This window comes from Citrobacter sp. UYEF32, assembly GCF_040546205.1.
GTDB classification, from domain to species: Bacteria; Pseudomonadota; Gammaproteobacteria; order Enterobacterales; family Enterobacteriaceae; genus Phytobacter; species Phytobacter diazotrophicus.
Map to the genome: position 1 here is coordinate 77090 of NZ_JBEPNI010000011.1, position 25574 is coordinate 102663.

The 25574-nt window shown below is 54.1% G+C and carries 15 protein-coding genes; 3 read left to right on the plus strand and 12 right to left on the minus strand.

Going from position 1 to position 25574, the window contains the following annotated elements; translation table 11 throughout:
• Positions 1–9: 9 nt before the first annotated feature.
• The gene (gene gntT / locus ABIB59_RS24455) at positions 10–1326 is read left to right on the plus strand and encodes a gluconate transporter (RefSeq protein ID WP_041851370.1); all 1317 of its coding nucleotides are present in this window, start codon (positions 10–12) and stop codon (positions 1324–1326) included.
• Between the two features lie 59 nt (positions 1327–1385).
• Here the strand turns inward: gntT and malQ are convergent, their stop codons facing one another.
• Complete coding sequence (gene malQ / locus ABIB59_RS24460) at positions 1386–3473, minus strand: 4-alpha-glucanotransferase (RefSeq protein ID WP_354037410.1); 2088 nt, start codon at positions 3471–3473, stop codon at positions 1386–1388.
• 9 nt (positions 3474–3482) lie between these two features.
• Complete coding sequence (gene malP / locus ABIB59_RS24465; protein ID WP_107223566.1) at positions 3483–5876, minus strand: maltodextrin phosphorylase; 2394 nt, start codon at positions 5874–5876, stop codon at positions 3483–3485.
• 641 nt (positions 5877–6517) lie between these two features.
• On the opposite strand from malP, the gene malT reads away from it, so the two are divergent.
• On the plus strand, positions 6518–9223 hold the full coding sequence (gene malT, locus ABIB59_RS24470; RefSeq protein ID WP_041851367.1) for an HTH-type transcriptional regulator MalT: 2706 nt from the start codon (positions 6518–6520) through the stop codon (positions 9221–9223).
• Positions 9224–9263: 40 nt separating this feature from the next.
• On the opposite strand, the gene ABIB59_RS24475 is transcribed toward malT, so the two are convergent.
• Genes ABIB59_RS24475 through glpE form a run of 3 tightly spaced genes read right to left on the minus strand, consistent with a single transcriptional unit; the run spans position 9264 to position 11259 of the window.
• The gene (locus tag ABIB59_RS24475) at positions 9264–10022 is read right to left on the minus strand and encodes a DeoR/GlpR family transcriptional regulator (protein ID WP_041851366.1); all 759 of its coding nucleotides are present in this window, start codon (positions 10020–10022) and stop codon (positions 9264–9266) included.
• Between the two features lie 17 nt (positions 10023–10039).
• Positions 10040–10870: a rhomboid family intramembrane serine protease GlpG gene (glpG, locus tag ABIB59_RS24480; protein ID WP_354037383.1), complete on the minus strand. Its 831-nt coding sequence runs from the start codon at positions 10868–10870 to the stop codon at positions 10040–10042.
• Between the two features lie 59 nt (positions 10871–10929).
• Positions 10930–11259: a thiosulfate sulfurtransferase GlpE gene (glpE, locus tag ABIB59_RS24485; protein ID WP_041851364.1), complete on the minus strand. Its 330-nt coding sequence runs from the start codon at positions 11257–11259 to the stop codon at positions 10930–10932.
• Positions 11260–11500: 241 nt separating this feature from the next.
• Here glpE and glpD point away from each other — a divergent pair, with 241 nt between their 5' ends.
• Positions 11501–13006 (plus strand): glycerol-3-phosphate dehydrogenase, encoded by a 1506-nt coding sequence (gene glpD / locus ABIB59_RS24490; RefSeq protein ID WP_041851363.1) that lies wholly within the window; start codon positions 11501–11503, stop codon positions 13004–13006.
• 49 nt (positions 13007–13055) lie between these two features.
• Here the strand turns inward: glpD and ABIB59_RS24495 are convergent, their stop codons facing one another.
• The 7 genes from ABIB59_RS24495 to asd all read right to left on the minus strand — a co-directional run bounded on the left by ABIB59_RS24495 (position 13056) and on the right by asd (position 25530).
• Positions 13056–14576 carry a PstS family phosphate ABC transporter substrate-binding protein gene (locus ABIB59_RS24495; protein WP_317077273.1) on the minus strand — a complete coding sequence of 507 codons (1521 nt, stop codon included), beginning with the start codon at positions 14574–14576 and terminating at the stop codon, positions 13056–13058.
• Positions 14577–14707: 131 nt separating this feature from the next.
• Positions 14708–17155 (minus strand): glycogen phosphorylase, encoded by a 2448-nt coding sequence (glgP, locus tag ABIB59_RS24500; protein WP_041851361.1) that lies wholly within the window; start codon positions 17153–17155, stop codon positions 14708–14710.
• A gap of 19 nt (positions 17156–17174) precedes the next feature.
• Positions 17175–18608 carry a glycogen synthase GlgA gene (gene glgA, locus ABIB59_RS24505; RefSeq protein WP_041851360.1) on the minus strand — a complete coding sequence of 478 codons (1434 nt, stop codon included), beginning with the start codon at positions 18606–18608 and terminating at the stop codon, positions 17175–17177.
• 91 nt (positions 18609–18699) lie between these two features.
• Entirely contained in the window at positions 18700–19986 is a 1287-nt protein-coding gene (gene glgC, locus ABIB59_RS24510) for a glucose-1-phosphate adenylyltransferase (RefSeq protein WP_041851359.1), read from the minus strand.
• A 14-nt stretch (positions 19987–20000) separates the two neighbouring features.
• Positions 20001–21977 (minus strand): glycogen debranching protein GlgX, encoded by a 1977-nt coding sequence (gene glgX, locus ABIB59_RS24515; protein ID WP_354037387.1) that lies wholly within the window; start codon positions 21975–21977, stop codon positions 20001–20003.
• On the minus strand, positions 21977–24160 hold the full coding sequence (glgB, locus tag ABIB59_RS24520) for a 1,4-alpha-glucan branching enzyme (RefSeq protein ID WP_041851357.1): 2184 nt from the start codon (positions 24158–24160) through the stop codon (positions 21977–21979). The genes glgX and glgB overlap by 1 nt, the downstream gene beginning before the upstream one ends.
• A 263-nt stretch (positions 24161–24423) precedes the next feature.
• Positions 24424–25530 carry an aspartate-semialdehyde dehydrogenase gene (gene asd, locus ABIB59_RS24525; RefSeq protein ID WP_041851356.1) on the minus strand — a complete coding sequence of 369 codons (1107 nt, stop codon included), beginning with the start codon at positions 25528–25530 and terminating at the stop codon, positions 24424–24426.
• Between the last annotated feature and the right edge of the window lie 44 nt (positions 25531–25574).

The following is a 25574-nucleotide window of genomic DNA, read 5'->3' on the forward strand; positions in this document are numbered from 1 at the left end:
AGGTAAATCATGCCATTAGTCATCGTTGCTATCGGTGTAGTCTTGTTGTTGTTATTAATGATCCGCTTCAAATTGAACGGATTTATCGCTCTGATCCTGGTGGCACTCGCCGTCGGTATGATGCAGGGCATGCCTCTGGACGCAGTTATCAAATCTATCAAAGCCGGTGTAGGCGGAACGCTGGGCAGCCTTGCGCTGATCATGGGCTTCGGCGCCATGTTGGGTAAACTGCTGGCAGACTGCGGCGGCGCACAACGCATCGCCACAACGCTGATTGCAAAATTTGGCGAAAAACACATTCAGTGGGCCGTCGTACTGACCGGCTTTACCGTGGGTTTTGCGCTGTTCTATGAAGTGGGCTTCGTCCTGTTGCTGCCGCTGGTTTTCACTATCGCTGCCGCAGCCCGTATCCCGCTACTGTATGTGGGTGTCCCGATGGCGGCCGCGCTTTCCGTTACTCACGGTTTCCTGCCTCCACACCCTGGCCCGACCGCAATCGCTACCATTTTCCATGCAGACATGGGTAAAACGCTGCTCTACGGTACGCTGCTCGGTATCCCGACAGTGATTCTGGCCGGCCCGGTCTATGCTCGCTTCCTGAAAGGCATCGACAAGCCGATTCCTGAAGGGCTGTACAACAAGAAAACCTTTACCGAAGAAGAAATGCCGGGCTTTGGCGTCAGCGTCTGGACCTCTCTGGTACCGGTGGTACTGATGGCGCTGCGTGCGGTTGCAGAGATGCTGCTGCCGAAAGGCCATGCGATTCTGCCTTACGCTGAGTTCTTCGGCGATCCGGTGATGGCGACCCTCATTGCGGTACTGATTGCCGTCTTCACCTTCGGCCTGAACCGTGGTCGTTCCATGGACGACATCAACGAAACGCTGACCAGCTCAATCAAAATCATTGCCATGATGCTGTTGATCATCGGCGGTGGCGGCGCATTCAAACAGGTTCTGGTTGATAGCGGCGTGGATAAATACATCGCTTCGCTGATGCATGAAACCAACATCTCGCCAATCTTTATGGCGTGGTCAATTGCCGCTGTACTGCGTATCGCGCTGGGTTCTGCAACCGTTGCAGCCATTACCGCAGGCGGGATTGTTGCGCCGCTGATTGCCACCACTGGCGTGAGCCCTGAGCTGATGGTTATCGCGGTTGGTTCCGGTAGCGTGATTTTCTCTCACGTGAACGATCCAGGCTTCTGGTTGTTCAAGGAGTACTTCAACCTGACCATCGGGGAAACCATGAAGTCCTGGTCCGCACTGGAGACCATTATCTCTGTCTGCGGTCTGGTTGGCTGTCTGCTGCTGGGAATGGTGGTGTAAGTTCTACCGTCCAACTGGTTGTTAAAAAGAGAACCCGCCGAGTGGCGGGTTCTTTGTATTTACTTCTTCCCTGCCGCTTTCCGGCGTTTATCCAGGTCTTTAATCAGCTTGTTGACGTTCTCATCGGCAAACATTTTTTCCAGTGACACGGCGAGCTTACGCCGCCAGTTTTTGTACTGGTAGCTGGTGCCCGGAATGTTCACCGGTCCGGCCATATCCAGCCAGTCTTCCGGCTGCAGCCCAAGCAACGCACTATTGCTGTCAGCGATATAGCGTTGCATACCACGATTAAGTACCGCACTCATTGGCATACGTGAGGCTTTATGCCCTACCCGTTTTGGCAAACAACCATGGGCGTGGAGCGCATCCAGCAGCCCCTGTTTTGCCAGTTCGCGATCGAGATACAGCCCACGCAGCACCACTTCATCCGGGTACAGACCCAGCGTTTTACCGAGCGTCAGGTCACCACTTTCCCAGTATCCCCGCAGCGTCGGCAAATCATGAGTGGTCGCCACCGCCATTGACTGTGCCGGGTAAGCTTTAGGAGCACGGTAGCGCTTCTCGTGGTCATTTTCAAAATAGAGGACTTTGTAGGAGTAAACGCCGCTGTCGCGCAGCTTGCTGACGATCTCCACCGGCACCGTCCCCAAATCTTCGCCAATGACCATGCACTGATGACGCTGACTTTCCAGTGCAAGGATCGACAACAGGTCGTCCACCGGGTACTGCACATACGCCCCGTGATCTGCCGTTTCGCCATAGGGGATCCACCACAGGCGCAGCATCGACATCACATGATCGATACGCAGCGCGCCACAGCTTTTCATATTGGCGCGCAGCAGCTCAATAAAGGGTTCGTAAGCGCGCGCGGCAATAATGTGCGGGTCCATCGGCGGCAATCCCCAGTTTTGCCCCAGCGGGCCGAGAATATCCGGCGGTGCCCCCACAGAGGCTTTCAAGCAGTACAACTCACGATCGCACCAGGTTTCCGAACCGCCTTCGGCAACGCCCACGGCGAGATCCCGGTACAACCCAATAGGCATATTGTGGCCCTGGCTCTCCTGCCAGCACTCGGCAAATTGCGTATACGCCAGCCACTGCAACCACAGGTAAAAGTTCACTTCATCGGCATGGCTTTCGCAAAAGGCTTTAACCGCCGGGCTGTCGGTTGACTGAAAATCTTCCGGCCAGGCAGGCCAGCCCCAACGTAGCGGATCTTCTTTCACCTGGTTGGCATGTAGCGCATCAAATGCCGCCTGCCAGTACAGACTTTCCCCCTCTTCCTTCACGAAGGCGTGAAACGCAGCGCGCAAATCGTCATCATCTTTACGCTGTGAAAACTGCACCCAGGCCAGGCGTAATGCCGCCAGTTTGAGGGCGGTCACACCTGCGTAATCGACAAACTCCGCGTCGCGAGCGGCATCCAGCGCCTTGCGCGTCGTAGGGAGTTTCCACCACGCCTGCGCCTCTTTGCTCAACTGAAAATCTTCTACCGCATTAACATCGATATAAATGATATTCAGCCAGCGGCGAGATGAAGGGCTGTAGGGGCTGGCGCTTTCCGGGTTGGCCGGATAGAGGGCGTGAATAGGGTTCAGGCCGATGAACGCGCCACCGCGCTGCCCCACCTCGCCCAGCATGACTTTCAGATCGCCAAAATCGCCGATCCCCCAGTTACGCTCAGAACGCAAGGTATAAAGCTGTACACACGCCCCCCAGAGTTTTTTCCCTTCCAGCAGCGCCTGCGGTTCATAGCAGCGCTTTGGGGTAACAATTAAGCGACAATGCCAGCTCTGCTCACTTTGCCGCAGCGTCAGGGTGTGATACCCCTGCGGTAACTTCGTTGGCAGGGTGAGGTTTTTCCCTGCGTCGACCAGGCCTTTATGCTGCTGACCGTCTTCGGTGGTGATTATCCAGTTGAAAGTACCGTTTCCCTCAATCGGCAATGACTTCTTCTTTCCCTGGGTGTGCACCAGCACATTCGGGACCGGCGTTACCGCGACAGATGTCGCGGTAACAGCGTGCATAGCGTCAAGCAAACGTCGTTTGGTTTCCGCACCAATAGACTGTGGTTTGCCATGCGCATTGATGTAATCCGGGCTAATTCCCGCCGCCAGTGCGGCATTATCAAGACGTTTGCTCACTATGGCGTTTCCTTAGCGTTTTGCCTGCCAGATACGTGTTTGGTAATCACGGATCGAACGATCCGAACTGAACATGCCGCAACGTGCGGTATTCAATATTGTAGCCCTCGTCCAGGCTTCTTCATCGCGATAGAGCGTATCAACCCGTTTTTGCGCTTCAACGTAGGCGGCGAAATCCGCCAGAACCAGATAGGGATCGCCGCCCTGCTTACCGATGCTGTGCAGCATCTGGTCGAACGCATGCTTGTCGCCCTCGCTGTATTTGCCGCTCTCAAGTTCTTTGAGCACCGCATCCAACAGCTTGTCTTTCTTACGCCATTTCACCGGATCGTAGCCTTTGGCTTTCAACGCCTTCACCTCTTCCACGGTATGACCGAAGATGAAGATGTTCTCATCGCCAACCTGCTCGGCAATCTCCACGTTGGCACCGTCAAGGGTTCCGACGGTGAGCGCACCGTTCAGCGCCAGCTTCATATTGCCGGTACCCGAGGCCTCTTTACCTGCGGTAGAAATTTGTTCAGACACATCTGCCGCCGGGATAAGACGTTCCGCCGCCGAAACGCAATAATCCGGCAGGAAAACCACTTTCAGCTTATCGCCCACCGTCTTATCGTTATTGATTACAGCAGCCACTTTATTGATGGCGTAAATGATATTTTTCGCAAGGTAGTAGCCCGGCGCGGCTTTCGCACCGAAGAGGAATACGCGTGGTACGCGGTCTGCCTGCGGATTTTCACGAATCTCTTTATACAGCGCCACAATATGCAGCAGGTTCAGATGCTGGCGTTTATATTCATGCAGGCGTTTGATTTGAATATCAAACAGCGCATGCGGATTGATCTCAATGCCAGTACGCGCTTTGACGAACGCCGCAAGCTGCACCTTATTTTCCTGTTTGATAGCGCGATATTGCGCGCGGAATTTCGCGTCGTCGGCAAATTTCTCCAGATTAATAAGCTGGTCGAGATCGTTCGCCCACTCATTTTTCAGCGACTTATCCAGTAATGCCGCCAGCGCCGGGTTGCACTGTTTAATCCAGCGACGCGGCGTAATACCATTAGTGACATTGTGGAATTTCGTCGGCCACAGTTGGTGATATTCCGGGAACAGATCTTTGACGACTAAATCTGAGTGCAGTGCCGCAACGCCGTTCACCGCAAAGCCGCCAACGACACACATATTGGCCATCCGCACCTGTTTGTTGTGCACCACCGCCAGTTTCGCCCACACGTCCTCATCGCCAGGCCAGGTTTGCTCAACCAGTACCTTAAAGCGATCGTTAATCTGTTTGATGATTTGCATATGGCGCGGCAGCAGCGCTTTTACCAGTTTTTCATCCCAGCACTCCAGCGCTTCCGGCATCAGCGTATGGTTGGTGTAGGCGAAGGTTTTGCTGGTAATAGCCCAGGCGTCATCCCAGCTCAGTTGATGTTCATCAATCAGCACGCGCAACATTTCCGGGATCGCAATGGTCGGATGCGTATCGTTAAGCTGGATAACTTCAAAGTCCGGCAACTGGGCAATTTTGCGCCCGGCCAGGTGATGACGACGCAGAATGTCCGCCACGGAGCAGGCACACTGGAAATATTGCTGCATCAGACGCAGCTTCTTGCCCGCCTGGTGGTTGTCATTCGGGTAGAGCACCTTGGTCAGTTTTTCTGCATCGATACCCTGCTGCTCGGCACGCAGGAAATCACCGTCGTTGAATTTGGTCAGATCGAACGGGTGCGCATGGGTCGCCTGCCACAGTCGCAGCGGCTGCGCTACGCCGTTACGATAACCCAGTACCGGTAAATCCCAGGCTTCGCCGACAATCGTAAATTCCGGCGTCCAGTGGCCGTCTTTACTCACTTTACCGCCAATGCCCACCTGCACGTTCAATTGCGCATTATGGCTAAACCAGGGGTAGCTGCGACGCTGCCAGTCATCCGGCGCCTCTTTCTGCTGACCATCGTCAAAAGACTGACGGAACAAGCCATACTGATAGTTCAGGCCATAGCCGGTGGCAGACTGGCCTACCGTTGCCATCGAGTCCAGGAAGCACGCCGCCAGACGCCCTAACCCACCGTTACCCAGCGCCGGGTCGGTTTCTTCTTCCAGCAGATCGCTCAGATTGATACCGCTTTCCTGCAGAATATCGCTCACCTCTTGATACCAACCAAGGTTGAGCAAGTTGTTACCTGTCAGGCGGCCAATCAGAAATTCCATTGAAATGTAGTTTACATGACGCTGGTTTTTCGCCGGTTTAGCCAGCGGCTGTGCCACCAGCAATTCTGCCAGCGCGCCGCTAACGGCCTGCCACCACTGGCGAGATGTCATCTCCTGGGCTGTGTGCAAACCAAAATGTTGCCACTGACGCGTCAGGGCCGCCTCAAATTGCGCTTTGTTAAACGTGGGCTTTGACATAGAAAATTCGGATCCTGTAATTGAAAAAACAACGTTAGCGCTAGTGTGCCAGGCTCATGAAACGACTTCCTCATCCTGCCAGGGATTCAACGGGGAGGAGCAGCAGGGATGAGCGAAAAGTGTGATCTCTGCCACCTAAAGTTAGCTGTTTTTTTAAGCATTCTTCAAGCATTTACTGTTTCAAGCGGGAGGAAAAAACACGGCGATGCGTCGTTCACTTACCGTGGGGATAACGGGGGGAGAATGTCAAAGAATTGAAATATTGTTTCAGGGAAATTATCACTCGCGGCATCAACATAATTTGAGTAAATAATATTTTCTTAAATGATAATTTCGCCTTTTGCTATTTGTGCGATTACCTCGCCGTTTTGGGAAATATTTCACCAAAGCCCCCAAAAGATGCAAAACTATTTCGCCTTATTTTGACGCGTTTTGCTGCAAATCGGGCTGCATACCCTTTCGCCACGGGTGCTGTCTCTTTTTTCGCAACTCAAATAGAAATGTGACATAGTGCAAATTCACAATCGTCAGATCCGGACATAACTTGCAATAATTCGGAATTTATCCGACCTTATTTATATTAATTACGAAGCGCAAAAAAAATCGTTTTTCCCCTTTGTCCTCACAGTGAAGTGATAACTATGTTGATTCCGTCTAAATTAAGTCGCCCGGTACGCCTCGACCATACTGTCGTTCGTGAGCGTCTGTTGGCTAAACTTTCCGGCGCGAACAATTTTCGGCTTGCGCTGATCACTAGCCCTGCTGGGTACGGAAAAACAACGCTCATTTCCCAATGGGCTTCCGGTAAAAATGACGTGGGCTGGTTTTCGCTGGATGAAGGCGACAACCAGCAGGAACGTTTTGCCAGCTATTTCATTGCTGCTATTCAACAGGCCACGGGTGGGCATTGCGTCACCAGTGAGGCAATGGCGCAAAAACGCCAGTACGCCAGCCTCTCCTCCCTCTTTGCTCAGTTGTTTATTGAGCTGGCAGAGTGGCAACGCGCGCTCTATCTGGTGATAGATGACTACCACCTCATCACCAACCCGGTGATTCATGAAGCCATGCGTTTCTTCTTGCGCCATCAGCCGGAAAACCTGACGCTGATTGTGCTGTCGCGCAATTTACCGCAGTTAGGCATTGCCAATCTGCGCGTACGTGAACAACTGCTGGAGATCGGCAGCCACCAACTGGCCTTTAATCATCAGGAAGCGAAGCAATTTTTTGATTGCCGCCTGACTTCCCCCATCGAAGCGGCAGAGAGCAGCCGTCTGTGTGATGACGTTGCCGGCTGGGCCACCGCGCTCCAACTCATTGCCCTTTCCGTACGCCAGAATCACAGTGCCGCGCAGCAATCCGCTCGTCGTCTGGCGGGGATCAACGCCAGCCATCTGTCCGATTATCTGGTGGATGAGGTGCTGGATAATGTCGATGCCAGCACGCGTCTGTTCTTACTGAAAAGTTCGCTATTGCGCTCGATGAACGATGCGCTGATTGTCCGTGTCACCGGCGAAGAAAATGGTCAGATGCGGCTGGAAGAAATTGAGCGCCAGGGATTGTTCCTGCAGCGCATGGATGACTCCGGCGAATGGTTCAGCTACCACCCGCTGTTCGGCAATTTCCTGCGCCAGCGCTGCCAGTGGGAACTGGCGACTGAACTACCGGAAATTCATCGCGCGGCGGCAGAAAGCTGGATGGCACAGGGATTCCCCAGCGAAGCCATCCACCACGCGCTGGCGGCGGGCGACGGCATTATGTTACGGGACATTCTGCTGCATCACGCCTGGGGCTTATTCAACCATAGCGAACTCAGCCTGCTGGAAGCCTCGCTGAAAGCGCTACCGTGGGAGAGCCTCCTGGAGAACCCGCGCCTGGTGCTGCTACAGGCCTGGCTGATGCAAAGCCAGCATCGCTACAGCGAAGTGAATACCTTGCTGGCCCGTGCCGAACAGGAGATGACCACCCAAATGGACGCCTCCCTGCACGGTGATTTCAACGCATTGCGCGCGCAGGTCGCGATCAATGATGGCGACGCCGCCGAAGCGGAACGCCTGGCGATGGTGGCGCTCGATGAACTGCCGCTTGCCAATTACTACAGCCGTATTGTCGCCACGTCGGTACACGGTGAAGTGCTGCACTGCAAAGGGCAACTGACCAACTCGCTGGCGTTGATGCAGCAAACCGAGCAGATGGCGCGCCGCCATGACGTGTGGCATTACGCCTTGTGGAGCCTGATTCAGCAGAGCGAAATTCTGTTTGCACAAGGGTTCTTGCAGGCTGCCTGGGAGACCCAGGAAAAAGGCTTTGTTCTGGTGCGCGAACAGCACCTTGAGCAGTTGCCGATGCACGAGTTCTTACTGCGCATTCGTTCGCAATTACTCTGGGCCTGGGCACGTCTTGACGAATCCGAAGCCGCCGCTCGCCAGGGGATGGAGGTTCTCGCCTCCTTCCAGCCGCAGCAACAGTTACAGTGTCTGGCGCTGGTGATTCAAAATTCGCTGGCTCGCGGTGACCTGGATAATGCTCGCGCGCATTTACACCGTCTGGAGAACTTGCTGGGTAACGGCCAGTATCACAGCGACTGGGTGTCGAACGCCGATAAAGTCCGGGTGATTTACTGGAACATGACGGGCGATCGTAAATCAGCAGAGCAGTGGCTTCGCCAGACGCCTAAACCCGAATTCGCCAATAACCACTTCCTGCAAGGGCAGTGGCGCAATATCGCCAGAGCGCAAATTCTGCTTGGCGATTTCGACCCGGCTGAAATGGTGCTTGAAGAGCTCAACGAGAATGCCCGCAGCTTGCGCCTGATGAGTGATTTGAACCGCAACCTGCTGTTACTGAATCAGTTGTACTGGCAGTCCGGGCGTAAAAACGACGCACAGCGCGTGCTGCTTGAGGCACTGCAACTGGCCAACCGCACCGGGTTTATCAGCCACTTTGTTATTGAGGGCGAGGCCATGGCGCAGCAACTGCGTCAGCTCATTCAACTCAATACACTGCCGGAACTGGACCAGCACCGCGCGCAGCGTATTCTGCGTGACATCAACCAGCATCACCGGCATAAGTTCGCCCATTTTGACGAGAGCTTCGTTGAACGCTTGCTGAACCATCCGGAAGTGCCGGAGTTGATCCGCACCAGTCCGCTAACCCAGCGAGAGTGGCAGGTATTGGGGCTTATCTACTCAGGCTACAGCAATGAGCAGATCGCCGGTGAACTCGCCGTGGCGGCGACTACCATTAAAACGCATATCCGTAATTTGTATCAGAAGCTGGGGGTTGCCCACCGTCAGGATGCCGTATTGCATGCCCAGCGGCTGCTGAAAATGATGGGGTACGGTGTCTGAGTATCTGGTCGGGCTGCGCAACGCCGCCCGACGCGACTGCTTAGCATAACTCTAACTGGACGTTATTACTGGTGATCACCTGCATGACGCCAGCGGGTGGCATGATGTCGGTGTACACGGCATTGACCATACTGATACTGCCCATGTTGACCATCGCGTTGCGTCCAAACTTCGAGTGATCCACCACCAGCATCGCATGGCGCGAGTTTTCAATGATCGCCCGTTTGGTGCGCACTTCATGATAGTCAAACTCCAGCAGCGAACCATCAGCGTCAATGCCGCTGATGCCAAGAATGCCGAAGTCCAGACGGAACTGAGAAATAAAGTCCAGCGTGGCTTCGCCGACAATCCCACCGTCACGGCTACGCAACTCACCGCCAGCGAGGATGACGCGGAAATCTTCTTTTTTCAGCAGCGTGTTCGCCACGTTGAGGTTGTTCGTCACCACGCGTAAATCGCTGTGATCGAGGAGCGCGTGCGCCACGGCTTCCGGGGTGGTGCCAATATCAATAAACAACGTTGCGCCATTTGGGATCTGACTGGCCACTTTACGGGCAATCCGTTCTTTTTCTGCCGTTTGCGTCGCCTTACGATCGTGCCAGGAGGTATTGACGGAGCTGGAAGGTAGCGCGGCCCCCCCGTGGTGGCGCAGGATTTTGTTTTGATCGGCCAGATCGTTCAGATCGCGGCGAATAGTCTGCGGACTTACCGAGAATTGCTCTACCAGTTCTTCCGTGCTGACATATCCCTGCTGTTTAACCAGTTCAATGATCGCGTCATGACGTTGTGTTTGTTTCATGAAATGTCTCTGGATAATTATGTTCGTTTTCGCGCATTCAATGTATCTACCAGCGCCATCGCAAGGCCAATCAACAGCCCGCCGGTGTGTGCGCCGATAGCCGTATCCACTGCTGAGATGCCAAACCAGTCAGCAACCAGTAACACGACCGTAAAAATAGCCAGTCCACGAGGAAGCCAGACCGGGCGTTGCGGGTCCAGCTCACCACGTAGCCACACATAACCAATCAATGCATAGACCACACCTGACAAACCGCCAAACCACGGGCCAGCCAGTTTGTACTGTAAAAAGCCGCTCAGTAACGCGCTGATAAGGGTGATTACCACCAGCTTGCCGCTTCCCAGGCGTTTTTCCACCGTTCCGCCAAGATACCACCACCAGAACAGGTTAAAGATGATATGAACCAGCGAAAAGTGCATTAGCGCATGGCTAAAATAACGCCAGGCTTCAAATTGCACCGAGGCATCGTAGGGCCAGGCAAGCCAGACCATCACATCCTGATCGCTATACAGACTCATCAAAATAAAGACCAGGACGCAGGCCGCGAAGACAGCGAGAGTCATTGGCCCACCCCGTTCCCTCAGCGCCGCGCGCAGGGTAAAACCACGGTACTGCAAACCGCTGCCCGTCTCGCCAGATTGCCAGCTTGCGGCGAGATAACGCGGATCGGTGGGGTTTTCCAGAAAACGCGCCAGTTCAGCTTTCACGCGCTCTGCCTGGCTTTCGTCCGCCAGCCAGATATCGCATTGTGAGTGGTGTTGAATGGTAAGAATGACGCCCTGGGTTTGCATGTAATCAACAAACGCCTGGGCGATACGCGGATTGGTAAATGATGTAATCATCAACATGGCAGGCGGTCGCTTTGTCCCTGGAAAAGAGCACAGTATAGCGGCAGAGTCTTCACTCTCTAAAGGGATCCCTGCTCGACTTCCGCTGGAAAGTGACGGTGCCAGGCATCAAAGCCGCCATCAACACTGAATACCGCATCATAGCCTTGCTGGAGCAGGTATTGCGCCGCGCCTTTACTGCTGTTGCCGTGATAGCACATCACCATCACCGGGGTATCGAAGTCGGTTTCGCGCATAAACGCACCGAGGGTGTCGTTTGTTAAATGAAAAGCGCCCGGCGTGTGGCCAATCGCATAGCTTTGTGGGTCACGAATATCAACCATTACCGCCTGCTTAAGCTGCAGTTTCTGGTGGGCCTCTTCAACATTAATACAGACAAATTGATCCATTCTGATCTCTTTTCTTTTTCGTATGGCAGGTGGTACGCCTGCTTCCTTTCCACACGTTCAGGGAGGAAAAAACAGGCAACATAAGTTTACCGCTTAGTGTACGTCCTCCAGGCGGAGAAACACCATTATGTTATGTATATCACTCTAAATTGTTTTTCTGATGTTACCAAAAGCGCGATCTTTTGCTATTATGAGCGATATCGAACATTTGTGAGCTTTAACGAAAGCGCGTGAGGGCAGCATGGAAACCAAAGATCTGATCGTTATTGGCGGGGGCATCAACGGTGCCGGTATCGCGGCAGACGCCGCCGGGCGAGGTTTATCCGTGCTGATGCTGGAAGCCCAGGACTTAGCTTGCGCAACTTCCAGCGCCAGCTCAAAATTGATTCACGGTGGCCTGCGCTACCTTGAACACTATGAGTTTCGGCTGGTTAGCGAGGCGCTGGCCGAGCGCGAAGTGCTGTTAAAAATGGCACCGCACATCGCCTTTCCGATGCGTTTCCGCTTACCGCATCGCCCGCACTTACGTCCGGCATGGATGATCCGTATCGGTCTTTTTATGTACGACAACCTGGGTAAACGCACCAGTTTACCCGGATCGCAAAGTTTGCGTTTTGGCTCAGAATCGGTCCTCAAACCTGAAATCGTGCGCGGTTTCGAATATTCTGACTGTTGGGTCGATGATGCCCGTATGGTCCTGGCGAATGCGCAGATGGTTGTGAAAAAAGGCGGCGAAGTGCGTACCCGTACGCGCGCTGTCTCAGCAAAACGTGAAAACGGTTTGTGGATTGTTGAAGCGGAAGATATCGACACCGGGGAAAAATTTAGCTGGCAAGCACGCGGTCTGGTCAATGCCACCGGCCCATGGGTTAAACAGTTCTTTGATGACGGGATGCATTTGCCGTCTCCGTATGGCATTCGTCTGATCAAAGGCAGCCATATCGTGGTGCCACGCGTTCATTCACAGAAGCAGGCTTATATTCTGCAAAACGAAGATAAACGTATCGTCTTCGTGATCCCGTGGATGGATGAGTTCTCCATCATTGGTACAACCGATGTGGAATATAAAGGCGACCCGAAAAACGTCGAAATCGACGAAAGTGAAGTGAATTACCTGTTGAAGGTCTATAACGCGCACTTTAAAAAGCAACTGACGCGCAATGACATTGTCTGGACTTACTCCGGCGTGCGCCCGCTGTGTGACGATGAGTCCGACTCCCCACAGGCAATCACTCGCGACTACACGCTGGATATTCACGATCAGGACGGTAAAGCGCCGCTGCTGTCCGTCTTTGGCGGCAAGCTTACGACCTACCGCAAGCTGGCTGAACATGCGATGGAAAAACTGGCCTCCTACTATGAAGGTATCGGCCCGGCCTGGACCAAAAACTGTGTATTGCCTGGCGGGGAGCTGGGGGGCGATCGCGATGACTACGCCGCGAAACTGCGTCGTCGTTACCCGTTCATTACCGAGTCGCTGGCCCGCCATTATGCCCGGACTTACGGCAGCAACAGCGAGCTGATTCTGGGGCAGGCAGGCTCAATTGAAGACCTGGGCGAGCATTTCGGCCATGAGCTTTACGAAGCCGAACTGCGTTACCTTGTTGAGCACGAATGGGTGCGCCGTCTGGACGATGCTATCTGGCGTCGTACCAAACTGGGCATGTGGCTCAATGCCGAGGAGCAGTCCCGTGTGGCGCAGTGGCTGACCCGCCACAGCAAAGCGGAATTATCGCTGGCCTCTTAATCTTGAATGCCCCCGCTGACGCGCTTTCAGCGGGGTTCTTTTAGAGATACTAGTTTGCCGGACTGTGCAACGGCACGTACCCCACATCCTCCACCAGCGCCTGCCCCTGCGGGCTTAAAAACCACGCCACCAGCTTTTGCGTTTCCGCCGTTGGGTTTTCACGCGTCACCATGTAAACATCCACAACGAAAGGGTATGTCTCGTTACGAATGTTCTCTTTCGTCGGCGCGACGCCATCGATGGCTAATAACTTGATACCCGCATTGGCATTCATCTTCGTGGCATAGTAGCGGAAGGTGTAACCGATTGCCCCTTTGCTGTTTTGGTACTCAGCCACTTTACGGATCACGCCCCCCATTCCCCTCGCCACTTCGGTCTCTTTTGGCGGCAGCATGGGCGTCTCTTTCATTACTTTCGCCAGCATCGTGGACTGACTTCCGGAATCTTCCGGCCGTTGCCAGACTTCGATATCACGCGCGTCACCGCCCACGTCGCTCCAGCGTGTCGTTTTGCCACTGAAAATGTCGCGCACCTGCTGCTGAGTCAGACTGTCGACAGGGTTATCGGCATGTGTAATGAACACAAAGGCTTCACGAGCAAACGGCGTGTAGGTCAGATTGACGTTCGCCGCCTGTGCCCGCTTTTTCTGCCCCTCAGAAGGTTGGGCGACAAAGATGATATCGGCTTTATCGGCAATAATATTTTTATAGGCGTCTGGCGTGCGTGACAGGGACAGGCAGCAGGCCTGAATACCATAAGAGGTCATGTCTTGCGGGAAACGGTTCAGCGCAAAGAAGGCCGAGGCGTATAGCGGGTAGGCTGCGGTCGCACCATCAAGGCGTGGGTGTTTGTCCGCGAAGGTAAAAGGAGCGGCACCGCGCAACGCCGTGAGTTTGTTATTGGGCCTGTCAGGGTAATAATCCCAGCGATCAAGAGATTCACTGACGGCATGCTCACTTGTTACCCGAGGGAATTTCTTCTGTCGTAACGCCGCCTGCCAGCAGGCCACCAGACTCAATATAATCAGCGCTAACACCAGCAGATTTCGCAAGCAAAGCGAGGCGCGAGAATCGGGCGCGTAGCGATGACGCCAGTAACAGCCGAGGGTAAAGCAGGCCTGGGTACCCACCGGGATAATCACCATCGCCCAAAACCAGCCGGTTAACAGCGCAATAAGGTTAATGCCCATCCAGGGTAGACCGAGTTTAAACATTATCCCGAACCAGCGGCTGCTAAAGCCCAGGCCAGACCGCTGCATAATGACTATCCAGCACAGCAATACGAGCAGCGCAGGCAGCAGTAACAAACTCTGGCGTAAGGCATTGTTCTCTTTCGGTTGGGTAAAGCGCGCCCACAGCCAGCCCATAAGAAACATCATGACGCCACCCAATGCGTAAAACACACATGTGGCGATATCACCATTCGCAAATGAGCGTGAAAGATCCAGCGCAATAAGCGCTTTTTTGAGTAACTCCTGGACAAATAGACACGCCGCCGCCGCGCCATGTGCTAACAACGGAACGCCAATAAACATCAATAAAAGCGATCTTACCCACCATCCGAATCCCATATCCTGCCACCTCATCCTTGTTTGTCGGCCAATTATAAAGGCGCGGCCTGGCAGCTCATCCCCCTGCATATTCTGAAAAAAAACGGAGCCCTGGGGCTCCGTGAGATATTTATGGCGAAAACGAAGGTGACTTACAGGCGTACCGGATCGATATGCCAGATCTGCTCGGCATACTCCTGAATCGTTCGGTCAGATGAGAAGTAGCCCATATTAGCGATGTTGTGCATCGCCTTCATGGTCCACTCTTCCGGGTTACGATAGAGCTCGTCTACTTTGTCCTGACAGTCAACGTAGCTGCGGAAATCGGCCAGTACCTGATAATGGTCGCCAAAGTTAATCAGCGAATCCACGAGATCGCGATAACGACCTGGCTCATTCGGGCTGAACAGGCCGGTCGCAATTTGCGTCAGTACCTGATGCAGCTCCTCATCTTTTTCGTAGTATTCACGCGGCGAATAGCCTTTACGGCGCAGCTCTTCAACTTCTTCGGCGGTATTACCAAAAATGAAGATGTTATCCGCCCCCACATGCTCAAGCATTTCTACGTTCGCACCGTCCAGCGTACCGATGGTCAACGCGCCATTGAGGGCAAACTTCATGTTACTGGTGCCGGACGCTTCCGTCCCTGCCAGCGAGATCTGCTCAGAAAGATCCGCCGCCGGAATGATCACCTGCGCGAGACTCACGCTGTAGTTGGGAATAAAGACCACTTTCAGCTTATCGCCAATCTGCGGATCGTTATTGATCACCGCCGCCACATCATTGATAAGGTGAATGATGTGCTTCGCCATGTAGTACGCCGACGCCGCTTTACCGGCGAAGATATTGACGCGTGGTACCCATTCTGCGGTTGGATCTGCTTTGATACGGTTGTAGCGGGTGATCACGTGCAGCACATTCATCAACTGACGCTTATATTCGTGGATACGTTTGATCTGCACATCGAAGAGCGCTTTCGGGTTGACCACCACATTAAGCTGCTGGCCTATTACCGCCGCCAGACGCTTTTTGTTCTCCAGCTTGGCATGGCGAATCGCCTGGTTCACCGTCGGGTAGTCGATATGCTGTTCCAGCTCGCTGAGCTGGCTCAGATCGGTACGCCAGGTGCGGCCAATATTCTCATCCAGCACGCCTGACAGCGGCGGGTTCGCCAGTGCCAGCCAGCGACGCGGTGTGACACCGTTGGTCACGTTCGTAAAGCGCATCGGGAAAATGTTGGCGAAATCGGCAAACAGGGACTGCACCATCAGGTTGGAGTGCAATTCAGACACGCCATTCACTTTATGGCTCACCACCACGGCCAGCCACGCCATGCGCACGCGACGCCCGTTCGACTCATCGATAATCGACACACGACTCAGCAGGCCAATATCGTTAGGGTACTGTTCCTGAATGGTTTTCAGGAAGTAGTCATTAATTTCAAAGATGATTTGCAGGTGGCGCGGCAGGATCTTACCGAGCATATCAATCGGCCAGGTTTCCAGCGCTTCGCTCATCAGCGTGTGGTTGGTGTAGGAGAACACCTGGCAGGTCACCTCGAACGCTTCATCCCATGAGAATTTATGCTCATCAATCAGCAGACGCATCAATTCAGGGATCGACAATACCGGGTGGGTATCGTTCAGGTGAATCGCGGTTTTCTCCGCCAGATTGGCGTAGGTTTTGTGGAGCTGGTAATGGCGGCTCAAAATATCCTGAACGGTTGCCGACACCAGGAAGTACTCCTGACGCAGGCGCAACTCCCGGCCAGAATAGGTCGAGTCATCCGGGTAGAGCACGCGAGATACGTTTTCGGAGTGGTTTTTATCTTCCACCGCCGCAAAATAGTCACCCTGGTTAAATTTACCCAGGTTGATTTCGCTACTCGCCTGCGCATTCCACAACCGCAGGGTGTTGGTCGCGTCGGTATCGTAGCCAGGAATAATTTGATCGTAGGCCACGGCCAAAATCTCTTCGGTCTCCAGCCAGTTAGACTTTTTGCCTTCCTGCTGCACGCGTCCGCCAAAACGCACTTTGTAGCGGGTGTTATGGCGTTTGAATTCCCATGGGTTACCGTATTCCAGCCAGTAATCCGGGGACTCTTTTTGCCGGCCATCAACAATGTTCTGCTTGAACATGCCGTAGTCGTAGCGAATACCATAACCGCGTCCAGGCAGCGCCAGCGTTGCCAGAGAATCCAGGAAGCAGGCCGCAAGACGCCCTAACCCCCCGTTACCCAATCCTGGGTCGTTTTCTTCGTCAATCAGCTCTTCCAGATCCAGCCCCATCTCTTCCAGAGCGTTTTTGACATCGTCATAAATACCTAATGACAACAAGGCGTTGGAAAGGGTGCGGCCAATCAAAAACTCCATCGACAGGTAGTAAACCTGGCGCATTTCCTGAGAGAGCTGTGCACGGTTGGAACGTAACCAGCGTTCTACCAGGCGGTCACGCACCGCAAACAGCGTGGCGTTCAGCCACTCATGTTTGTTGGCGATGACCGGATCTTTACCAATGGTAAACATCAGCTTGTAGGCGATCGAATGTTTTAACGCTTCGATGCTCAGTGTGGGTGATGCATATGTAAAAGGTGCATTCATACAAGTGATTCCTGGAAAACTATTTCAACCGATAGTAAAGATCGCGATAGGATTGCGCGGCGACCTGCCAGCTAAAATCCATGCCCATCGCCTGGCGCTGAACAAAACGCCAGAGAGAGGGACGGGACCACAACACGAAAGCACGCCGAATCGCGCGAAGCAGCGACCAGGCATTACTGTCTTCAAATACAAAACCACTGGCGATTCCATCTGCCAAATTCTCCAATGAGCTATCGGTCACGGTATCCGCCAGCCCGCCCGTGCGACGAACTAACGGCAACGTGCCGTACTTCAATCCATAAAGTTGCGTTAACCCACACGGCTCAAAACGGCTCGGAACCAGGATGACATCCGCCCCGCCCATAATGCGATGTGAAAACGCCTCGTGATACCCAATTTGCACGCCGACTTGCCCTGGATGTTCCGCCGCCGCCGCAAGGAAACCTTCCTGCAGAACCGGATCGCCCGCACCAAGTAGCGCCAGTTGCCCGCCTTGCTCCAGCAAACCGGGTAATGCCTCCAGCACCAAATCCAACCCTTTCTGGCTGGTTAAGCGACTCACTACCGCAAAAAGCGGCGCTTTGTCGTTCACTTTCAGCCCCATGGCGATCTGTAGCTGGCGTTTGTTCTCCGCTTTTTCCTCCAGCGTATCCCGCGTATAACGCGATGAAAGCAGCAGGTCTGTTGCCGGATCCCAAATTTTTTCATCCACGCCGTTCAGAATACCGGACAGGCGCCCTTCAACTTGCCGCTGACGCAGCAGCCCCTCCATGCCGTAGGCAAACTGCGGCTCGGTAATTTCGCGAGCGTAGGTTGGGCTGACCGCCGTAATATGATCGGCGTAATAGAGACCGGCTTTCAGGAAAGAGATCTGTCCGTTGAATTCCAGCCCATGCATATTAAAGAACGACGATGGCAACTGTATTTCACTCATATGTTGCGCGTAATACATCCCCTGATAAGCCAGGTTATGTACCGTGAACACAGACTTCGCCGGTCTCCCCTTCGCCGCCAGATAAGCGGGCGCCAGCCCTGCATGCCAGTCGTGGGCATGGACGATATCGGGCCGCCAGAACGGGTCCAGCCCGCTGGCCATCTCTGCGCCGACCCAGCCAAGCAAGGCAAAACGCAGAACGTTATCGGTATAAGCAAAAAGATTGGTATCGTGATACGGGCTCCCGGGACGATCGTAAAGATGCGGCGCATCAATTAAGTAGATCCCCACCCCGTTGAAATGTCCGAACAGCAATGAAATACGACCAGCAAATGTATCCCGCCGCGAGACCACTTGAGCATCAGTCACGCCGCGACGAACATCCGGGAATGCAGGCAGCAAAACGCGCGTATCAACGCCATCGGCAATTTGCGCCGCAGGCAATGCGCCAATAACATCAGCCAGACCACCGGTCTTCAGCAACGGAAACATCTCAGAACATACATGTAAAACCTGCATTATCGCTCCTGTCAAAACCGCTAACACTTAGCGGGCGCTAGCGGGAAAAACAGCGCGCGGACCCCTTCCGCGCAAGGTTATCTCGATGCTGTTACTCTTGTTGCAATTTACGCAGCATTTCGCGCGTCACCAGTACGATGCCCTCTTCGGAGCGGTAGAACCGGCGGGCGTCCTCTTCTGCGTTTTCACCAATGATCGTCCCTTCCGGGATGACACAGGCCCGGTCAATAACGCAACGCCGCAAGCGACAGGAGCGTCCGACCCAGACCTCCGGTAAAAGAACTGCAGAGTCGATATTGCAGAACGAATTCACACGTACCCGTGAGAACAATACCGATTGCACCACTACCGATCCGGATATCACACATCCACCAGAAACCAGTGAGTTCAGTGTCATACCGTGACTTCCCGATCTGTCCTGAACAAATTTCGCCGGTGGTAAAGATTCATTATAGGTACGTATTGGCCAGTTACGGTCATACATGTCCAGTTCAGGTACAACTGATGCGAGATCGAGGTTTGCTTTCCAGTACGCTTCGAGGGTTCCTACGTCACGCCAGTAGGGTTCTGAGTCAGGGTCCGAATGCACACAGGATAATGGGAAGGGATGTGCATAAGCCATGCCAGACTTGGTTATCAGCGGGATGATATCTTTGCCGAAATCGTGACTGGAGTTTTCATTCTTGTCGTCTTGTTCAAGCAACTCGTAAAGGTACTCAGCATCGAAAACATATATCCCCATGCTGGCGAGCGATTTCGTGCTGTCATTGGGCATAGAAGGCGGGCTGGCGGGTTTTTCAACGAACTCGATAACTTTGTCGTTTTCATCCACAGCCATAACGCCAAACGCGCTTGCCTCTTCGATGGGCACCGGCAGACAGGCCACGGTGCAACGCGCACCTTTTTCGACATGATCAATAAGCATGCGTGAATAGTCCTGCTTATAGATATGGTCACCGGCCAGAATGACGATGTACTCCGCACCATAGCGGCGAATGATGTCGAGGTTCTGCGTGACCGCATCGGCGGTGCCGCGATACCAGCTCTCACCATGCACACGCTGCTGCGCAGGTAGCAGATCGACAAATTCGTTCATCTCTTCGTTGAAGAAGGACCAGCCACGCTGAATATGCTGCACCAGCGTGTGGGATTGATACTGCGTGATCACACCAATACGACGAATACCGGAGTTAATGCAGTTGGATAATGCGAAATCGATAATACGGAACTTACCGCCGAAGTGAACCGCGGGTTTGGCGCGTTTTTTTGTCAAATCTTTAAGGCGGGTCCCGCGCCCTCCCGCAAGTATCAGGGCTACAGATTTTAATGGCAGCTGGCGCGCTAACATTAAGGGATCGTTCTTATCTAATCTAACCATGACTAACTCCTTTTTTATGACCTTTCAAAGACGCACACTCCGTGCGCGGGCCCATGCCAGACAGCCATCACTACCGGATTATCCTCACCGGCAAACGGAGGAACAGCACGCCATTCCCCTTCTGGTAGCACAATCTCAGCAACGTCATGCGTGCCGTTAATCGCCAGCAGTACACGATCGGACAGCAGGATTTGCAGGCGGTGGACACCGCTTTGCCACTCCGCAACGCTGAGAGGTTGCGCTTCCTGATTAAGCCAACGCACGTTGCCATCGCCCTCTTCCCACCATGCATCCCGGGTTAAGGCGGGAATGCGCTGGCGAAGGTGAATCAACGCGGCGGTAAATGCCATTAGCCCACTGTTTGCGTTTTGCCAGTCAAGCCAGGTCAACGCATTGTCCTGACAGTAAGCGTTGTTATTACCGTGCTGGCTATGACCATGCTCGTCACCGGCCAACAACATTGGTGTTCCTTGGGAAAGTAGCAGTGTTGTTAACAGGGCATGGACGCTTGCTCGCCTCCTTTCTGTCACGTCAAGACTGCTACTTAACCCTTCTATACCATGATTATTACTGTGGTTATTGTTAGTACCGTCGCGATTTTCCTCGCCATTCGCTTCGTTATGCTTATGTTTGAAACTCACGCAGTCACGCAACGTAAACCCGTCATGCGCCGTCACCAGATTGACCGACGCGTGGGGCAGACGCCCTTCGCGACGGAACATATCGCTGGATGCGGCAAAACGCCCGGCAAATTCCCCAGGCGAGAGTGACTGCTCCAGCCAGAAGCGGCGGGCAGCATCACGAAAATGATCATTCCATTCGGCAAATAAGGGCGGGAAATTACCCACCTGGTAACCGCCTTCGCCAATGTCCCACGGCTCCGCAATAAGCTTCGCCTGCGAAAGTAACGGGCAGTTTTTAATTGCCTCGAACAAGGGCGCCTGCTGGCTAAATCCCGGCGTGCGCCCCATAACCGTTGCCAAATCAAAGCGAAAGCCGTCGATATGGAACGTCTCAACCCAATATTTCAGACAGGCCAGGGTATAGGCCACGCCGCTTGGGTTGTTCAAATTCAGGGTGTTACCGCAACCGGTCCAGTTTTCATAATCACCGTCGCCCCTTATCCAATAATAGCTACGGTTATCAATTCCGCGCAGGGAGAGCGTCGGACCATGCAGGTCAATTTCAGCGCTGTGGTTAAGCACAATATCGAGGATGACCTCAATACCGTTTTGATGCAGGGACTTAACTGCCTCACGAAACTCATTGATGGCTAACTCAGGAGAGGTGGCATAACGCGGGTCAAGTGCAAACAGCGCCAACGGGTTATAGCCCCAGTAGTTGCTTAACCCCAGACGTTGCAGACGCGGCTCGCTGATAAAATGCGCCACCGGCATCAGTTCCAGCGCGGTGATACCCAGCGTCTTGAAGTGATTGATCATGACCGGATGACCAAGGGCTTTATAGGAACCGCGGATCTCTTCTGGCAAATCCGGGTGCAGCCAGGTCAATCCTTTGACATGGGCTTCATAGATGACCGTATTGCCCCATGGCGTGCGTGGCGCGGCATCATTCCCCCAGTCAAACGCGTCATCCACGACCACGCTTTTCGGCGCGATTGCCGCGCTGTCATGCGGATCAGGAGCGTCATAGCCGCCGTGCAGCAATGGGCTGTCTTTCACGTCACCGTCGACACGGCGCGCACAGGGATCGAGCAGTAACTTCGCCGGGTTAAAGCGATGCCCCTGCCCCGGTTCCCACGGACCGTGTACGCGATAGCCATAACGCGTACCAGGCCGCGCATCTGCCAGGAAACCGTGCCAGACATCGCCGCTGCGGGCGGGCAAGTCATAACGTTGTTCGTTGCCTTCGTCATCAAAAATGCACAGTTCGACTCGCTCCGCATGTGCTGAAAATAGCGTGAAATTCACGCCATTTCTCTCTACATGGGCCCCAAGTGGCGTCGCGTTGCCTGCGGTCAGTTTGGTCATCACCCCTCCCGCACAAACCAGACAGTTGCCAGCGGCGGGATCGTCACAGAGAGAGAGTGCGCCCTACCGTTCACCGGGATCTCATCGCTCTGTACACCACCGCCATTGCCGGCATTGCTGCCGTGGTAGTGCATCGAGTCCGTGTTCAGCTCTTCACGCCAGCGCCCCGGCTGGTTGATACCAAAGCGGTAGTTATGGCGCGGAACCGGTGTGAAATTGCTGACGACAATGATCTCGTTGCCGGCTTTATCGCGACGTACAAAGACAAACACCGAGTTCTCATGGTCATCCACCACCAGCCATTCAAATCCATACGGGTCGAAATCCAGCTCATGCAACGCTTTGTGATGACGGTAGACGTGGTTCATATCCCGCACCAGACGCTGCACGCCGTGGTGCCAGTTATCGCCCCCTTCAAGCAGATGCCAGTCGAGGCTACTGTCATGGTTCCACTCACGCCCTTGCGCAAACTCGTTACCCATAAACAGCAGTTTTTTACCGGGGAAGGCCCACATCCAGGCGTAGTACGCGCGCAGGTTGGCAAACTTCTGCCATGCATCGCCGGGCATACGGTCAAGAATGGATTTCTTGCCGTGTACCACTTCGTCATGGGAGAGCGGCAACACGAAATTTTCCGTGTAGTTGTAGAGCATGCCGAAGGTGAGTTTGTCGTGATGGTGTTTGCGATAGACCGGATCGAGCTTCATGTAATCCAGGGTGTCATGCATCCAGCCGAGGTTCCACTTGTACCAGAAGCCCAGGCCGCCCAGTGATGGCGGACGCGAGACGCCGGCAAAGTCGGTGGACTCTTCTGCCATACTCACTGCGCCAGGAACCTGCTCGCCGAGGATACGGTTGGTGCTACGCAAAAATTCGATGGCCTCAAGGTTTTCCCGACCACCAAATTCGTTGGGGATCCACTCGCCTTGTTTACGGCTGTAATCGCGGTAAATCATGGAGGCGACCGCGTCCACGCGCAGAGCGTCAATACCAAAACGCTCAACCCAATAGAGCGCATTGCCCACCAGATAGTTGCTGACTTCGCGGCGACCATAGTTATAAATCAGGGTATTCCAGTCCTGATGGTAACCTTCACGCGGATCGCTGTGTTCATAGAGCGCGGTTCCGTCAAACTCGGCCAGGCCAAAGTCATCGGACGGGAAATGACCGGGCACCCAGTCCAGAATCACGTTCAACCCGGCAGCGTGTGCCGCTTTGATAAAGTAGATAAAGTCGTCGCGGGTGCCAAAGCGGCGCGTCGGGGCATAGAGACCCGTCGGCTGATAGCCCCAGCTTCCGTCAAACGGGTGCTCATTAACAGGCAGCAGCTCCAGATGGGTGAACCCCATCCATTTTGCATACGGCACCAGTTGGTCCGCCAGCTCGCGGTAGCTCAGCCAGAAATTATTGTCCGTGTGGCGACGCCATGACCCCAAATGCACCTCATAGATGGAGATGGGCGCATCAAACTCATTGGCCTTTTTACGCGCCTCTGTCTGCTCTACCTTTTCCGGCAGATCGCAAATCATGGAGGCCGTTTCCGGGCGCATCTGGGCTTCAAAGGCATACGGGTCAGATTTGATCCGCAGATTGCCATGCGCATCAATCATCTCAAACTTATAGAGCTGGCCGTTGTGCGCCCCCGGAATGAAAAGCTCCCAGATACCGCTTTCACGACGCAGGCGCATCGGATGGCGGCGACCATCCCAGTAGTTGAATTGCCCGACCACGGAAACACGGCGGGCGTTTGGCGCCCAGACAGAGAAGCGAGTCCCGGTTACGCCGTCCATCGTATCGGCATGTGCGCCCAGCGTTTCGTAAGGCCTGAGGTGGGTACCTTCGGAAAGCAGCCAGGCGTCCATATCCTGAATCAATGGACCAAAGCGGTAAGGATCGTCGATAAGATTTTGCTGGCCATGCCAGATAACGGCTAACTGGTAGCGAAAGGGGTTTTTGCGGCGCGGCATAACGCCACTAAAGAAACCACGTGAATCAAGGCAATCCAGATTGCCCACTTTGCGCCCGGTTTTGGGTTCGATTACCCAGACCTCGGTCGCATCAGGTAATAATGCGCGAACTTCCAGCCCGGCTTCCGTCTGGTGCATGCCGAGTACGGAAAAGGGGTCTGCAAAATGGCCTTCAATTAGCGCATTAATCACGTCTCTATCTACAAAAACAGACATGGTTTAATCCTTGTTGTCTCTGTCACACCTTCCCGGCAAGGTTATACGCCCAGCTGTGACATTCTTTTTGACCTGAACGGCGCAAGCACATAATGTGCATCCTCTCTGCTCCGTCCCACCTTCAGGCAAGATGCGTAAACACCCCACTTAAAGCATAGCCAACGCTTTATCTGACTCCCGAGAAAAATATCAACATCTGCGTACACTCCGTTAATACGCAAAAAAAAGGGGTGACAAGCACCCCTTTTTAAATAAATTTTTGATTACGCCAGTTGGCGTAGTATGCGGCGTAGCGGCTCCGCTGCGCCCCACAGGAGCTGGTCCCCTACGGTGAATGCGGAGAGGAAGTCTGACCCCATATTCAGCTTACGCAGACGCCCTACAGGGGTCGTCAGCGTGCCGGTTACCGCCGCAGGCGTCAGTTCGCGCATGGTGATTTCACGGTCGTTCGGCACCACTTTCGCCCATGGGTTATGGGCCGCCAGCAGCTCTTCGATGGTCGGGATAGACACATCTTTTTTCAATTTAATGGTAAATGCCTGGCTGTGGCAGCGCAGTGCGCCAACGCGGACACACAGGCCATCAACCGGAATCGTGGTGGTTGTGCCCAGAATCTTGTTGGTTTCAGCCTGGCCTTTCCACTCTTCGCGGCTTTGGCCGTTATCGAGCTGTTTGTCGATCCACGGAATCAGGCTGCCTGCCAACGGCACGCCGAAGTTGTCGACAGGCAGTTCGCCGCTGCGGGAAAGCTGGGTGACTTTGCGTTCGATATCGAGGATGGCAGACGCCGGGTCTGCCAGTTCAGCAGCCACGAGGCCGTGCAGTTGCCCCATTTGCGCCAGCAATTCACGCATATGACGCGCACCGCCGCCGGAAGCCGCCTGATACGTCGCCACAGAAACCCATTCAACCAGATCATTGGAGAACAGACCGCCCAGTGACATCAGCATCAGGCTGACAGTACAGTTGCCGCCAACGAAGGTTTTGATGCCTTTGTTCAGACCGTCGGTGATGACAGCCTGGTTCACCGGGTCAAGAATGATGATGGCGTCATCTTTCATACGCAGAGAAGAGGCAGCATCGATCCAGTAACCCTGCCAGCCGCTTTCACGAAGCTTTGGATAAATTTCGTTGGTATAATCGCCGCCCTGGCAGGTGACAATGATGTCGAGGGCCTTCAGCGCTTCCAGATCGAATGCGTCCTGCAACGTACCGGTAGACTTACCGCCGAACGTCGGGGCTGCCTGACCAAGCTGGGAAGTTGAAAAGAAGACCGGGCGAATGGCGTCGAAGTCGCGCTCTTCTACCATGCGTTGCATGAGTACGGAGCCGACCATTCCGCGCCAACCGATAAAACCAACATTTTTCATAGCGTATTTCCTGCGAAGGTGTGTGCTGTTAGTGCGAGCCAGTA

Bases quoted from the DNA above. Each gene is read 5' to 3' on its own strand.
- gntT (WP_041851370.1), top strand. From the start codon at position 10: ATGCCATTAGTCATCGTTGCTATCGGTGTAGTCTTGTTGTTGTTATTA.
- malP (WP_107223566.1), bottom strand. From the start codon at position 5,876: ATGTCAAAGCCCACGTTTAACAAAGCGCAATTTGAGGCGGCCCTGACG.
- malT (WP_041851367.1), top strand. From the start codon at position 6,518: ATGTTGATTCCGTCTAAATTAAGTCGCCCGGTACGCCTCGACCATACT.
- ABIB59_RS24475 (WP_041851366.1), bottom strand. From the start codon at position 10,022: ATGAAACAAACACAACGTCATGACGCGATCATTGAACTGGTTAAACAG.
- glpG (WP_354037383.1), bottom strand. From the start codon at position 10,870: ATGTTGATGATTACATCATTTACCAATCCGCGTATCGCCCAGGCGTTT.
- glpE (WP_041851364.1), bottom strand. From the start codon at position 11,259: ATGGATCAATTTGTCTGTATTAATGTTGAAGAGGCCCACCAGAAACTG.
- glpD (WP_041851363.1), top strand. From the start codon at position 11,501: ATGGAAACCAAAGATCTGATCGTTATTGGCGGGGGCATCAACGGTGCC.
- ABIB59_RS24495 (WP_317077273.1), bottom strand. From the start codon at position 14,576: ATGGGATTCGGATGGTGGGTAAGATCGCTTTTATTGATGTTTATTGGC.
- glgP (WP_041851361.1), bottom strand. From the start codon at position 17,155: ATGAATGCACCTTTTACATATGCATCACCCACACTGAGCATCGAAGCG.
- glgA (WP_041851360.1), bottom strand. From the start codon at position 18,608: ATGCAGGTTTTACATGTATGTTCTGAGATGTTTCCGTTGCTGAAGACC.
- glgC (WP_041851359.1), bottom strand. From the start codon at position 19,986: ATGGTTAGATTAGATAAGAACGATCCCTTAATGTTAGCGCGCCAGCTG.
- glgX (WP_354037387.1), bottom strand. From the start codon at position 21,977: ATGACCAAACTGACCGCAGGCAACGCGACGCCACTTGGGGCCCATGTA.
- glgB (WP_041851357.1), bottom strand. From the start codon at position 24,160: ATGTCTGTTTTTGTAGATAGAGACGTGATTAATGCGCTAATTGAAGGC.
- asd (WP_041851356.1), bottom strand. From the start codon at position 25,530: ATGAAAAATGTTGGTTTTATCGGTTGGCGCGGAATGGTCGGCTCCGTA.